11 protein-coding genes and 1 pseudogene are annotated in these 13,567 nt (G+C 44.6%); 8 read left to right on the forward strand and 4 right to left on the reverse strand.

The genetic code is table 11. The features are described 5' to 3' along the window. Window positions 1-19: 19 nt before the first annotated feature. Window positions 20-724, reverse strand: a complete 705-nt coding sequence (locus tag QF117_RS12895; protein WP_282389293.1) for a response regulator transcription factor — start codon at window positions 722-724, stop codon at window positions 20-22. Between the two features lie 441 nt (window positions 725-1,165). On the opposite strand from QF117_RS12895, the gene ptsG reads away from it, so the two are divergent. The 5 genes from ptsG to gnd all read left to right on the forward strand — a co-directional run bounded on the left by ptsG (window position 1,166) and on the right by gnd (window position 7,293). Beyond that, entirely contained in the window at window positions 1,166-2,608 is a 1,443-nt protein-coding gene (gene ptsG / locus QF117_RS12900; protein WP_282389294.1) for a glucose-specific PTS transporter subunit IIBC, read from the forward strand. A gap of 234 nt (window positions 2,609-2,842) precedes the next feature. Continuing rightward, window positions 2,843-3,106: a YdcH family protein gene (locus QF117_RS12905; protein ID WP_282389295.1), complete on the forward strand. Its 264-nt coding sequence runs from the start codon at window positions 2,843-2,845 to the stop codon at window positions 3,104-3,106. A gap of 494 nt (window positions 3,107-3,600) precedes the next feature. Further along, on the forward strand, window positions 3,601-5,103 hold the full coding sequence (gene zwf, locus QF117_RS12910; RefSeq protein WP_282389476.1) for a glucose-6-phosphate dehydrogenase: 1,503 nt from the start codon (window positions 3,601-3,603) through the stop codon (window positions 5,101-5,103). Then, complete coding sequence (pgl, locus tag QF117_RS12915) at window positions 5,100-5,816, forward strand: 6-phosphogluconolactonase (protein WP_282389477.1); 717 nt, start codon at window positions 5,100-5,102, stop codon at window positions 5,814-5,816. The genes zwf and pgl overlap by 4 nt, the downstream gene beginning before the upstream one ends. Window positions 5,817-5,844: 28 nt before the next feature. Further along, a complete protein-coding gene (gene gnd / locus QF117_RS12920; protein ID WP_282389296.1) occupies window positions 5,845-7,293 on the forward strand; it encodes a decarboxylating NADP(+)-dependent phosphogluconate dehydrogenase in 1,449 nt (482 codons plus the stop codon). Between the two features lie 75 nt (window positions 7,294-7,368). On the opposite strand, the gene QF117_RS12925 is transcribed toward gnd, so the two are convergent. After that, on the reverse strand, window positions 7,369-8,529 hold the full coding sequence (locus QF117_RS12925) for an MFS transporter (protein WP_282389297.1): 1,161 nt from the start codon (window positions 8,527-8,529) through the stop codon (window positions 7,369-7,371). A gap of 159 nt (window positions 8,530-8,688) precedes the next feature. Here QF117_RS12925 and QF117_RS12930 point away from each other — a divergent pair. Then, a pseudogene (locus QF117_RS12930) lies at window positions 8,689-9,080 on the forward strand (nitroreductase family protein); the annotation flags it as partial. Between the two features lie 177 nt (window positions 9,081-9,257). Here QF117_RS12930 and QF117_RS12935 read toward each other — a convergent pair. After that, window positions 9,258-9,449 (reverse strand): hypothetical protein, encoded by a 192-nt coding sequence (locus QF117_RS12935; RefSeq protein ID WP_282389298.1) that lies wholly within the window; start codon window positions 9,447-9,449, stop codon window positions 9,258-9,260. A gap of 168 nt (window positions 9,450-9,617) precedes the next feature. On the opposite strand from QF117_RS12935, the gene QF117_RS12940 reads away from it, so the two are divergent. Next, window positions 9,618-12,008, forward strand: a complete 2,391-nt coding sequence (locus QF117_RS12940; RefSeq protein WP_282389299.1) for an EAL domain-containing protein — start codon at window positions 9,618-9,620, stop codon at window positions 12,006-12,008. Window positions 12,009-12,089: 81 nt separating this feature from the next. Here QF117_RS12940 and QF117_RS12945 read toward each other — a convergent pair whose 3' ends face one another. Beyond that, the gene (locus QF117_RS12945) at window positions 12,090-12,710 is read right to left on the reverse strand and encodes a LysE family translocator (RefSeq protein ID WP_282389300.1); all 621 of its coding nucleotides are present in this window, start codon (window positions 12,708-12,710) and stop codon (window positions 12,090-12,092) included. Between the two features lie 178 nt (window positions 12,711-12,888). Here QF117_RS12945 and QF117_RS12950 point away from each other — a divergent pair, with 178 nt between their 5' ends. Then, window positions 12,889-13,548: a carboxylesterase gene (locus QF117_RS12950; protein WP_282389301.1), complete on the forward strand. Its 660-nt coding sequence runs from the start codon at window positions 12,889-12,891 to the stop codon at window positions 13,546-13,548. The last annotated feature ends 19 nt before the right edge of the window (window positions 13,549-13,567 follow it).

A 13,567-nucleotide genomic window follows, 5' to 3' on the forward strand; every position in this document is an offset into this window, starting at 1 on the left:
GCCTTGTTTATATAGAGTGTTATTCATATAGAACGTGAGTCGTAAGCATGTAGCCCTTGTTACGCACTGTAATGATGAGTGAGCGATCCTTATCTTCTAAGTGATGACGTAAGCGACTGATCTGAACATCAATTCCTCTCTCTAGTGGATCCGCTTCTCGTCCCCAAATCTCACGGGCGATATCATCTCTCGATAATATTGACTCAGCGTGGCTGACGAACAGCAAGAGTAGTGTTAAATCGGCCCCACTCAGTTGTTTAATAGAGCAACTTGGTATATGGATGAGCTGACGCGTCACCGTATCTATCTGCCATTCTCCAAAGCGAATTTTACGAGCCAACTTGGTTGAATTTGAAACGTGACTGCGACGTAAAATGGTTTTGATACGGGCAAGCAACTCCCGTGGGCTAAAGGATTTGGTAATGTAATCATCCGCGCCCATTTCTAGGCCTGCTACACGGTCTGCTTCCTCTGTGACCGCAGTCAGCATAATAATGGGTACATCAGATAGACGTCGTAATTGCTGGCACAAAGTGAAACCATCATCGCCAGGCATCATGATATCCAGAATAATCAAATCAGGTTGGTGGCTGTCTAAAACGCGCCACATTGCCTCGCCATTCTCTGCACCAACCACCTCAAAACCTGCTCTTCCGAGATAATCGATGAGTGCATCACGCAGTTCCATATTATCGTCGACAACCAGAATTTGTTTACTATCCATACTGCTTTACCCATCGTGTTTTGACAGAGGGCGCTATCAACGCATGGTCTACCTCGTAACAATGCGCATCCAGAACAAACTGTCGACTCAGATAAAAATAATCTTATCAATATCATGGATAACATCATGCATTGACCTATTCATGAACTCAATTGTTGTTAATGTAATTTGCCACTTACAAAGCACATTTTTTGTAAGTGAAAGCTTACAAAATCCTATTCATTTGTAACCTTCGCTTTTCAATCTCTCGATATGATCATTGGGCGCTAAACAAGACAACGTTTACAGCACACATTTTTATTAACTACCCATTTTTATAAGCACCTATTTATAAGTACCTAGTTATAAGTACACATTTATAAAACACTAATGGTGAACATATCGAGCTGTTTGGGTTCAAGTGGCTCATACCAAAAAACAATCTCCAACTAGGAGGGAAGAATGTTTAGTAATCTCTTTGGACAATTACAAAAAGTAGGGCGATCGTTAATGTTGCCTGTGGCGGTACTGCCCGTAGCAGGTTTAATGTTGGGGATCGGTAATGCTGGATTTGCGTTTATACCCGACGCGTTAAGTAAAATAATGTTAGCGGCAGGCGATGGCGTTTTTGGCAACATGCAGCTCATGTTTGCTGTGGGCGTAGCACTTGGGCTATCAAAAGGTAATGATGGGGCTGCTGCTTTGGCGGGCCTTGTTGGACTTATCATCATGAATGCGTCGCTTGGTATTGTCACTGGGCTTCGCGGGCTTGAAACCGATGCGACCATTATGGGAGTTTCGACACTCCAAACGGGCGTCTTTGGCGGTATTATCATCGGTGCATTTGCCGCCATGATGTATAACCGATTTTATAATATTCGGTTGCCCGAATACCTAGGCTTTTTTGCCGGAAAACGTTTTGTTCCCATTATTACCGGTATTACAGCCATCGCGGTAGGCGCAGTGCTTGCGTTCTTGTGGCCGCCTGTTGGGCAAATGCTTGATGCATTCTCTCACTGGGCTGCGTATCAAAATCCTGTTCTAGCCTGGGCGATCTATGGCGCTGGCGAACGCTCGTTACTGCCTGTTGGCTTACATCATATTTGGAATGCGCCATTCTTCTTTGAAGTGGGGAGTTACATTGACCCAGAAACAGGAAAAGAAATTACTGGTGAACTTTCTCGATTCTTTGCTGGCGACAAAACAGCAGGGTACTTGTCTGGTGGCTTTATGTACTCAATGTGGGCACTCCCTGCTGCTGCATTAGCCATTTACCATTGTGCAACGCCAGAGCGTAAAAAAGTCGTGGGCGGTTTGATGTTAACCGCGGCTTTAACCTCTTGGTTAACAGGTATCACCGAGCCGATTGAATTTACTTTCTTATTCGTGGCTCCAGTGCTTTATATCATCCATATCTTCTTAACGGGGATTGCATTTGCACTAACAGCGTTCCTGGAAATTAAACACAGTACCGATTTCGCTCATGGCGCCATTCAGTTCTTCTTGTATTACCCAATGTCGAGTAATGCGTGGATGTTCTTTATCATTGGGCCAATTTGGGCATGTTTGTACTATGGTTTATTCCGTTTCTTAATTACTAAGCTAGATCTAAAAACACCGGGTCGTGAGACAGACATAGCGGAAGTGGTCATCGCAGGTCAGCCTGATGAGATCGCAGTGGATATTGTGGCGGCGTTAGGCGGTAAAGCGAATATTAAGTCTGTGGATGCTTGCATTACTCGCTTGAGAGTAAGTGTAAAAGATATCGCTCACGTAGACAAAACGAAGCTTAAACAGCTAGGTGCACGAGAGGTTCTTGTTATAGGTGACAGCTTACAAGCCATCTTTGGTACGCAGTCCGACAGTATAAAAACCGAAATACACGGAGTGCTAGCGATCTCCTGATCTTACCACCCCCCTATGTGCTAGACGTGCATTAGCAACTCGAGTAATGCGCTATAGCATCCGGTAAGATTTCAGCCAACTCTTTGAATTAGTCGTTCTTATGAGTTGGCTTTTTTCGTTGTTGCTTTCGTTTTCGTTGCTGCTTTTTTTTCGTTCAGGTTGCGTATTAAGCCACATTTTTAGTGGTCAAATGGCTCTACAATAGCGAAAGAATCAATGAAAGAGTGAATGCCGATGCTAAATGAAAACCATGCTTTTATCTTAGATTTCCCAGAGCTGAAATTAGACATTGTCCAGCTTAACCACGACGATCCCACCTTTAAAGCTGACCTTCAGCAATATCACCAGTTAGATTACGATATTCGACAGTTAGAGATATCGGGCAGTCCTATCGACGACAACAGTATGCATACGCTCAAACTCCAGCGAATGGAATTAAAAGACGCACTCTATGTTCAACTGACGAAACATCATGGACAGGCGGTGAGCGGTTCATAATTCGTCTGTTCTCTGTCTCTGTTCTCTGTTTCTGTTTTCGCTGAAGGCTGTTTTGCTTAGTCCCTGTTATATTCAGCCGTTTATTCAGCCTCGATTGTAGTGTATGCAATCAAAAGTATATTGAACGAACCCAAAGCGTTCTGAACCCATCCAATAAGCGTATTAAATGGATTAATACGCTTACATTCAATATTTCACTAGCACCTTCAATACGACGAAAACGATTCAATGACCTGACGGTATGTTTCGAACCGTATTTTCCTAGTGCACGCCGAAATGAGAAAAAAAACAGGACTTACCTCACAAACCTGACTTGATGTAAATCAATTTGTAATAGACAATACGCGCCCATATCTAGGTGACTTTTCAACTCTGTTACCAATCAACGTCATCGGTTTTATCTATCATTACGATAGGCAGAGCCTAGTATCTATTTAAGGATGTCGCTGTTACCTTTAGCGCATACTTAATACCTCGTTTGCAAAGGAAAGATGATGGTAATACCTGAAAATAGCAGCATCGTAATTTTTGGTGCCTCGGGCGATCTTACTTATCGTAAGTTGATCCCTGCTTTATACCACCTTTATGCAAATAATCAGTTGCCAGAATCGTTTGCGATCCTTGGCGTAAGCCGAACTGATTATAGCGATGAATCTTACCGCTCAAAATTAAAGCAATCGCTTCAGGAAATGGAAAAAACCGAACCAGAAGTGTTGAATGCCTTTATTGAGCATCTGCATTACCAAGCGATTAATACCTCGGATGCAGAAGATTATGGTCGATTAGCGACACGTTTAGAGCAAATCGAGCAAGAGTATCAATTCGACAACCACAACACATTATTCTATCTGGCGACACCGCCTAGCTTGTACGGCGTAATTCCAGCTAATCTTGCCGAACATGGCTTGAATGATGAATCCAATGGTTGGCGTCGTCTTATTATCGAAAAACCTTTTGGTTACGACCTTGAATCAGCCCAGAAGCTAGATGAAGAAATTCATCATCATTTCAAAGAGCACCAGATTTACCGAATCGACCATTACCTAGGTAAAGAAACGGTTCAAAACCTTCTGGTACTGCGCTTCTCTAATGCCATGTTCGAACCGTTGTGGAACCGTAACTTCATTGATTACGTTGAAATCACGGGCGCAGAGTTCTTGGGCGTAGAAGAGCGTGGTGGATACTACGATGGATCTGGCGCCGTGCGCGATATGTTCCAAAACCATTTGCTGCAAGTTTTGGCCATGGTGGGTATGGAGCCACCTGCGCAAATCAATGCCGATTCAATTCGTGATGAAGTGGTGAAAGTCCTTCAGTGTTTGAAACCGCTTGAAGAAGAAAACCTGCGTAAAGACCTCGTGTTAGGTCAATACACAGCGTCTGACGTTCGTGGTCAACACCTACTTGGTTACCGTGAAGAGAACGGCGTAGCCGACGACTCGCGTACTGAAACCTACATTGGTTTAAAAGCTTACATCAACAACTGGCGTTGGAACGGTGTGCCTTTCTACGTGCGTACGGGTAAGCGTTTACCGACACGTGTCACTGAAATCGTGATTCACTTTAAGAACACACCGCACCCTGTTTTCGGCCAAGATGCGCCTGAAAATAAACTGATTATCCGTATCCAACCGGATGAAGGTATTCAGATGAGCTTTGGTTTGAAAGAGCCAGGAGCAGGCTTCAAAGCAAAAGAAGTGAAAATGAACTTCTCTTACTCTGATCTGCCAGAAACTCAGATGCTAACAGCTTACGAGCGTTTACTTCTTGATGCGCTAAACGGTGACGCGACCCTGTTTGCACGTACCGATGCGGTCGAAGCATGCTGGAAGTATGTGCAACCTATTCTAGATTTCAAACAGGATCCACAAGCACTTTTTGGTTACGCGTGTGGAACGTGGGGCCCTCAAGAAGCGTTTGAACTTCTGGAGAGAGATAATCGAGCATGGCGTTTCCCATGCAAAAACTTAACGGATACGGATTACTGCGAACTATGATCAATCACAAGATCTTTGCAACGCCAGAACTGGTTGTTGAAAACCTAGCAAACGAAATGAAAGCGTACAGCGAACAGGGCAAACCTGTACACATTTCACTGTCGGGTGGCAGCACGCCAAAAATGCTTTTCAAGCTTTTAGCGGAAGCACCATACGCAGAAGGTATTCAATGGAATAACCTTCACTTCTGGTGGGGCGACGAACGTTGCGTGGCAGCAGACGACGCTGAAAGTAACTTTGGTGAAGCAAACGCATTGCTATTTTCAAAAGTAAACCTGCCAGCTGAAAACATCCACCGCATTCGTGGTGAAGATGAACCTAAAGCAGAAGCTGAGCGTTTCGCGAAAGAGATGGCAGACGTGATTCCAACTGAAAACGGTACGCCTGTATTCGATTGGATTTTGCTAGGTGTTGGCGCAGACGGCCACACAGCGTCACTATTCCCGGGCACAACGGACTACCAAGATGAGAACCTATCTGTATTAGCTTCTCACCCAGAGTCGGGGCAGATCCGAGTTTCTAAGACCGCGAAAGTGTTAGAAGCCGCAAAACGAATCAGCTACCTAGTACTGGGTGCCGGTAAAGTTGACATCGTTAAAGAAATTCATACAACACCTGCTTCAGAGTTGCCTTACCCGGCAGCGAAGATCCAGTCTAAAACTGGCGAAACAGAGTGGTTCCTAGATTCAAATGCAGCAAGTGCTATCGCATAAGTGCGAATAGCCGCAAGGAGATAAAATAATGAAAGGTGATATCGGTGTAATTGGCCTAGCAGTAATGGGTCAAAACCTTATCCTAAACATGAACGACCACGGCTTCAAAGTTGTGGCTCACAACCGTACTGCTGCTAAAGTAGACGAGTTTCTAGAAGGCCCAGCGAAAGGGACTAACATTGTTGGTGCTTACTCTCTAGAAGAGCTCGTTGAGAAGCTAGAAACGCCACGTAAAGTGATGTTGATGGTTCGTGCGGGTGACGTTGTAGATACGTTCATCGACAAGCTTGTACCACTTCTAGACAAAGGTGACATCATCATTGATGGTGGTAACACTAACTTCCCAGACACGAACCGTCGTGTTGCTGCTCTTCGTGAGAAAGGCATTCACTTCATCGGTACGGGTGTTTCTGGTGGTGAAGAAGGCGCTCGTTTCGGTCCTTCTATCATGCCAGGCGGTTCTCCTGAAGCTTGGGAAGCGGTTAAGCCTATCTTCCAAGGTATCTCTGCGAAAACTGACGCGGGTGAGCCTTGTTGTGATTGGGTGGGTAACGACGGTGCTGGTCACTTCGTTAAGATGGTTCACAATGGCATCGAATACGGTGACATGCAGCTTATCACTGAAGCCTACCAGTTCATGAAAGATGGCCTTGGGTTGAACCACGACGAAATGCAGGCTGTATTTGCTGACTGGAACAAAACTGAGCTAGATAGCTACCTAGTAGAAATCACGGCTGACATCCTTGGCTACAAAGATGAAGACGGTGAAGCGCTCGTTGAGAAAATCCTAGACACTGCTGGCCAAAAAGGTACGGGCAAATGGACAGGTATAAACGCACTAGACATGGGTATCCCACTGACTCTAATCACTGAGTCTGTATTCTCTCGTTGCCTGTCTGCATTGAAAGATCAACGTGTTGAAGCTGAGCAACTGTTCGGCAAGACTGTTGCTCCAGTTGAAGGCGACAAGCAAGAGTGGGTTGATGCAATCCGTCAGGCTCTACTGGCTTCTAAGATAATCTCTTACGCTCAAGGTTTCATGCTAATGCGTGAAGCGTCGAACGAAAACGGTTGGGATCTAAACTACGGTAACGTTGCTCTTATGTGGCGTGGCGGTTGTATCATCCGTTCTGCATTCCTGGGCAACATTCGTGATGCTTACGAAGCGAACCCAGAGATCGCTTTCCTAGGTTCAGATGCCTACTTCAAAGGTATCCTAGACAACTGCATGGGCGCTTGGCGTAAAGTAGCCGCTAAGTCTATGGAATCTGGTATTCCAATGCCATGCATGACTTCTGCACTGACGTTCCTAGACGGCTACACTACAGCTCGTCTTCCAGCGAACCTTCTACAAGCTCAGCGTGACTACTTCGGTGCTCACACTTACGAGCGTACTGACCGTCCGCGTGGTGAATTCTTCCACACAAACTGGACTGGTACAGGCGGCGACACTGCTTCTACAACATACGACGTATAATCGTTAGTTCATGTTGAAACCATAAAAACAAAAGGATGCCAAACGGCATCCTTTTTTAATCGTGACAAAATTGAATTATTCGCCTGCAATGATTTGGCGTTTGCCTTTCATACTAGCAAACAACATGTATAAACAGGTCGACAGTAAGGACACGAATAAATACCCAATTAATCCGTATTGTGACTGCATAAACCAATCCGCAAGTACTGGCCCAAGTATTGAGCCGATGCTGTAGCTAAATAGCATCACCTGAGTGGCTGAAACAATGTAGTTAGCATCAAGACCATCGCACCCTAGGTTGATGGCGATCGGGTAGAGCGCGAAGCTCGCCATTCCTAATATGAATAAGCAAACAGCAAACGTACCCATGTCGGTGCTCATGGCAGAAAGTGCCATGGCGGCGACACCTAATAAACAAAACATTGCCATAAGAAGTGTTCTGCCGAGGTATTTCGACAACCAAGGAACCGTGGGTTGAACGGCCATCCCACCGAGTATGACCAGTGCCATCAAGCTGCCTATTTCACTATTTCCAGTTCCGCGGTGGCTAAGCTCTAACGGCATTAGCCCGTAAACAGCGCCTAACACTAAGCCGGAGACGATGCACCCCATTATGGCAGCATGGTTCAACTTAGCTATTTGTCGGATGGACAGTCTCGATGCTTCTTCGCTTTCAGGTTGATCCGATTTTCCGAAAATCAGGACCATGACGGCCAGTGATAATAATGAAAAAATAGCGATGTAAGGAACGCTGCCAATAACGCCGATGTAACCAATACCCAGTTGCCCGAAAGACGATCCGCCATACAAGGCCCCCATATAAAGGCCTAAGCGTTTTCCTCGGCTGGACTCATCACCATGTAACAGCCATGATTCGACGATAACGAAAACACCAGCGACTGCGATACCCGCCACAAAACGAGCGCCTAACCAAATAGATGAATAAGAGAGAATTGGTAACACAACAATTGAGATCATAAAGATCAACAAGCACGAAATAAACGCATTACGATGCCCGAGCTTTACTACCATTGGTTCAATGGCGATCGCGCCGACTAAAAGCCCTGCATAGAATATACTGGCTAGCCAACTGGCCAAGCTACTTTCTAGGCCATAGTGAGGTAACATCAGAGGCATCAAACTCATCAAATAACCGGATGCAATTGCGTAAAGAGAGAGCGCAATAACCGGTACAGAGATGCGAGCTTTAGGCTCGGTGATAAGAATGTTTTCCAATGTAGGAGCCTCCGAAAAAGTAAGTGGGGTATTTTCGGGGCGAATATGTACGGAATTGAAATAAAGGTAAAACGAATCATTTTTTTCTTAACGACAAAAATAATTTATCGTTGAAATCGTTATGAATATAAAGAAGCAATAGAGCCAAAAAGAGTAGGCATGACACACTCGATCATTGCCGATCTTAATACTCGCTATACGGCAAAAAAATACGATGCACAAAAGCGAATTTCAGCGGAAGATATGGACGTATCAAAGAAGCGATCCGCCTATCTGCGTCTTCCATCAACTCGCAACCTTTAAAGTTTATCATTCATGAATTCGATCACGCCAAAGAGCGTTTTCACGGAACGTTCGCCAATATGTTCCAGTTCAATCAACCTCATGCGAAAGGTGCCTCCCATATCATTCTATTCGCTCATCATCCTAAGTTTGATAAAGAGCAGTATCGCAAAGTGGTTGATACTGCATTCAGTTCAGGTCATCTTCCTGTGGAACGTTACAATGAGATGCTTGAAGGCGCGTTCGGTTTTGTCGAGTTAAATACCGATGTTAACGAAAAAGAACGGGTAGACCGGCTAAGATGCAGCACCCCCAGCTCTTTCTTAAAAACAACCGACCACTCACTATACAACAGATAGCGCCATTCGCAGATATCCGTTAAACCCAACAGTAAGAAAAGTCGTCTATTCAAAGTCAGGCTAGGGCGCACCTACTCCTGTTACGAATTATGTGCCTTTTTCTTTGGTCCTATTTTTTACGATATCAGCGAGGTAGATAAAAGCGCTGAATAATAAAAAGGCCGCTGAAACAAAGAAGAGTACGGGCATTTTTAATATCCATGCAAAGGTAGCAGCAAGAAAAGCACTAAAGCAAACTAACCGGCTAGATGACATAACATGACCCAGTTTTGTGTTCATAACGCCTCCCGAATAAGGTCTGTTTTCCTTATGGGCAGTATCTCATTGGCGGTGAGAAATTAATCTAAATCGTTATCAAAAAACCTGATTTAGTGATCCAGATGGAATGTATTCAGACACATCGTGAATGTTAAATAAATAAGAATCATTATCATTAGAGAAAAGGCTATGATAGAGTGGTATTCATGTAATCTATCAATAGAGCATGACGCATTGAAGGTCTTGTTTTTTCGTAAATCTTTTCTCTTAATTTGGGTGATAGGGCTTGTCGTCGCCTTTTTCAGTTTTCGCACCGTCGAGTTTTATGAGTCCCGCAAGTTGCACGATCAACTAGAAATCCAATTTCACGGCAAGATGAAACTGCTCGAGCAATCAATACGCTCATTGTCTGAGTTGATCTATGCGACTCAAAAGTTTATGCAAAACGGTAACAGCCCGTCTCAATCACAGTTTCAACGATTCCTTGATGCCCGAACGGGAATAGGGTCGGGCATTCATTCTGTATTGTGGGTGCCTTTAGTGGCGTCCGATGACGTGATTGAATTTGAACAGCAAGCCAAAAAAGAGGGGCTACTCGGTTTTCGATTATTGCCCAGCATGGATCAAACGAATTCATGTGCGTTTGGGTTGGGCAGCGCAACGTTACCTGTTTATTATGTTTCACCTCAGTTTGAAGCCAGTGACTTTTTGGGGCAAAGGCTGGATACCCACTGCGATTATTCAGCCGCGATGAAATCGTCACTCCTGGAGCAAGGTATCGCGACGAGTGCTTTTGAAGATGAGAACAACCAAGGGATAAAATTGTTTCTTCCGGTGTTAGGGAGTGAAAATGAACTGCAGGGATTCGTGGTGGCCAGCGTTCTATTCCATGAGTTTTTGGGCGTAACATGGAAAAGTGAAATCAATTCTAACAAGCTCAATATTTCGGTTGCCAACACCAGCACACAAAATGATTCCGTTATTTTTCAATCGCATGTCAATTTAGCTCTAAAGAAAGCCTCTTATTATGATCAGGTGCTTGTTTATACTCAGTTGGTCGAGCTACCACTCATAGGCCAAAACTGGACAATATCGATCTCGATGATAGATGACAAAACGAGACTACTGATTTACGGTTCAACCGCAGTGATCCTGATACTGTTGCTGACCGTGTCGGTTTCGATTGGTGTCAGTTTTTATGCCCATCGTTTGCAAATTTCAGATCGGATTGTTAAAGAAAAAACGGAAAGCCTTGAAATTCAGGCCACAAGAGACGAATTGACAGGCCTATTTAATCGGCAGTCATTGAGTGAGAAAATAGAGCATCAACTAGAACTCATTGGCCAAGAAAAAACGCGTGGTTTTTCCATTCTTTTTATCGATCTCGATAGATTCAAAGTCATCAACGATTCAATGGGGCATATTGTTGGTGACCATGTATTGCAGCAGGTCGCGTTTCGTTTAAAGAATAATGCACGGAAAGGCGATATTAGCTTTCGGTTTGGTGGGGATGAGTTTGTGATTTGCTTACCCAATCAAGTGGATGAAAAAATCGTGGGAGATTTATGTCAGCGATTTTCTGATCTTTTGTCTAAGCCATATAGCATTAAAGGGCAAACCTGTCATTTAGGCGCGAGCATCGGGGTGTCGATTGTTACCTCGCCTTCTGAGTCGCTCGCGAGCATCTTACGAGAAGCCGATACCGCGATGTACAAGGCCAAGCAATCCGGCACTGAAAAAGTGGTGTTTTTTAATGACTCTATGTTCATACAAGCGAAGCAGCGCTTTGTATTGGAGCAAGAGCTGGCTATTGCCATAGAAAGCAATCAGTTATCTTTAGTATACCAGCCTATTTTTTGTCAAAAGACAGAGAGAGTGTCTGGGTTTGAAGCTCTACTGCGTTGGAATCATCCTGAAAAAGGGCCAATATCCCCGGCCGAATTTATTCCTGTAGCGGAAGAAGCCGGTTTGATCATCAAAATGGGCGACTGGGTGGTCAGGCAAGTCTGTGAGATATTAGAATCGCTTTGGCATGACTCATCATTAAGCTATATACCTCGGATCAATATTAACGTGTCGGCCAAGCAATTCGAGTCAAATCATATCATTCATACTTTGCAATGTGCGTTAAGCCAGGCGAAGTTTCCAGCCAGCTTACTGGGGATTGAAATAACAGAGTCACTGCTACTGAGCGATTCATCATGTACGGTCAATGCGCTAAAGGAAATAAAAGACTTAGGTGCGAAGATCTATCTCGATGATTTTGGCACGGGCTATTCGTCTTTATCGGTGCTTAGTGAGTATCCCGTGGATACGGTCAAAATCGATCAGAGTTTTGTGCGTCATATTGATAACGTAGGTCATAAGTCGAGTCGTTTGTGCAAAGGGATTATTTCAATGGCGCATTCTATCTCGCTCGAAGTGGTGGCTGAAGGGGTTGAAACGGAAATGCAGTTATCGACCTTGCGAGGTTGCGGTTGTAATTATGTCCAAGGTTTCTTAAAAGCAAAACCGGTGAGTAGTGACGTTATGGGGGAGTATTTGACTTATAAACCAAGTTACGCCCTTCAAGCGAGCTAGAGGGCAGTGAGCCACATTTAATTAATTCATGGCTTCACTGCTTTGACTGGCGAAAGAGGGCGCTGGTATGAGTGCCCTGTATTAAGTCAAAAATAACCAAACACCGACGCCCATCATTAGGGTTCCTGCAATTCTGTTCATTAATCGCACATTGTGTGATTGGCCCAATAGACTCTTCAACCCTTTACCACCAGTGGCGTACAGAGTCATGCAGATGAACTCGAACAAAAGAATGATCGAAACCAAGACAACCAATTGAGGCGCTAAATCAGCACTTTGATCGATAAAGGGCGGCAAGAGTGAAATCATAAATGCCCAGCCTTTCGGGTTGGCAATGGCTGTCACAAAGCCTTGAACCACCAAGTCCCAATCACTGTGTGTGACGGGTGATGTGTCATTGAGGTTGATGGCTAGCTTTCCTCTCGAACGCCACATTTGTATGCCCAAATAAAATAGGTAGCTACCACCAATGAATTTGAGTGCGACAAACAGCCAGGGGTAATTGAGCATGACCGCTGCAATACCCAATACCGCTGCAACAGCAACCAAGCCGACGCCCACAAGTTCACCTGCCATCATCCATAAGGCGCGGCGATAGCCAATGCTCATACCTAATGTGAGTGCGAGCGTCATACACATGCCTGGAGTGATCGAGACAAAGAAGAAGGTTGGAATAAACATTCCCAGCAAAGCGGTATTCATAATCGTTATATTTTTATTGTTAAATGTGTCGTTAACATAAAGCAATGCCTGACTAAAGCCAATATCAATATGAGTCGATGAAGCATAATGAGTCGATGAGGCAGACAGATGTGGGCGCAATAACCAATTAGCGGTAAACTAAAGCCTTTATCCTGTATCAACGGCAAAGAGAGCAACAATGACGACTTTATTGACAGCGGAAGTTGAACCAAAGACCACAGCAAATGCTTCCGTTATTTGGTTGCACGGACTAGGGGCCGATGGCCATGATTTTGAACCTATCGTTAGAGAGTTAGCTCTTCCGAAAGCGTGCGCGATTCGATTTATATTTCCTCATTCACCTTCGATTCCCGTCACCATCAATGGCGGAGTGGTCATGCCTGCTTGGTACGATATTTTAGATATGAGCATTGAGCGTAAGGTCGATTTATCACAATTAAATGCGTCTGCAAGCGCGGTGCAAGCGTTGATTGACCGTGAGATAGAGCGTGGGATCAAATCTGATCGCATTATTCTTGCTGGTTTTTCTCAAGGTGGAGCGGTTGCCTATCAAGCGGCACTGACCTACTCACAGCCCTTGGCAGGGTTACTTGCGATGTCGACGTATTTTGCGACCAAAGAGACAATTGAGCTTCACGAGAGCAATAAACATATTGATATCAATATTATGCATGGTTCTCTAGACCCGGTGGTGGCTCCACAATTGGGCGAGCAAGCTCTTAACGCTCTTGAAAGTAAAGGCTATCAGCCCGCTTATCATCAGTATGCGATGGAACACGGTGTCTGTGCCCAGCAAATTAACGACATTTCACAGTGGATACAAAGACGTCTGAGCTAAACAAAGCGGCGGTAGGTCT

Source organism: Vibrio sp. YMD68 (genome assembly GCF_029958905.1).
In the GTDB taxonomy this organism is placed as follows: domain Bacteria; phylum Pseudomonadota; class Gammaproteobacteria; order Enterobacterales; family Vibrionaceae; genus Vibrio.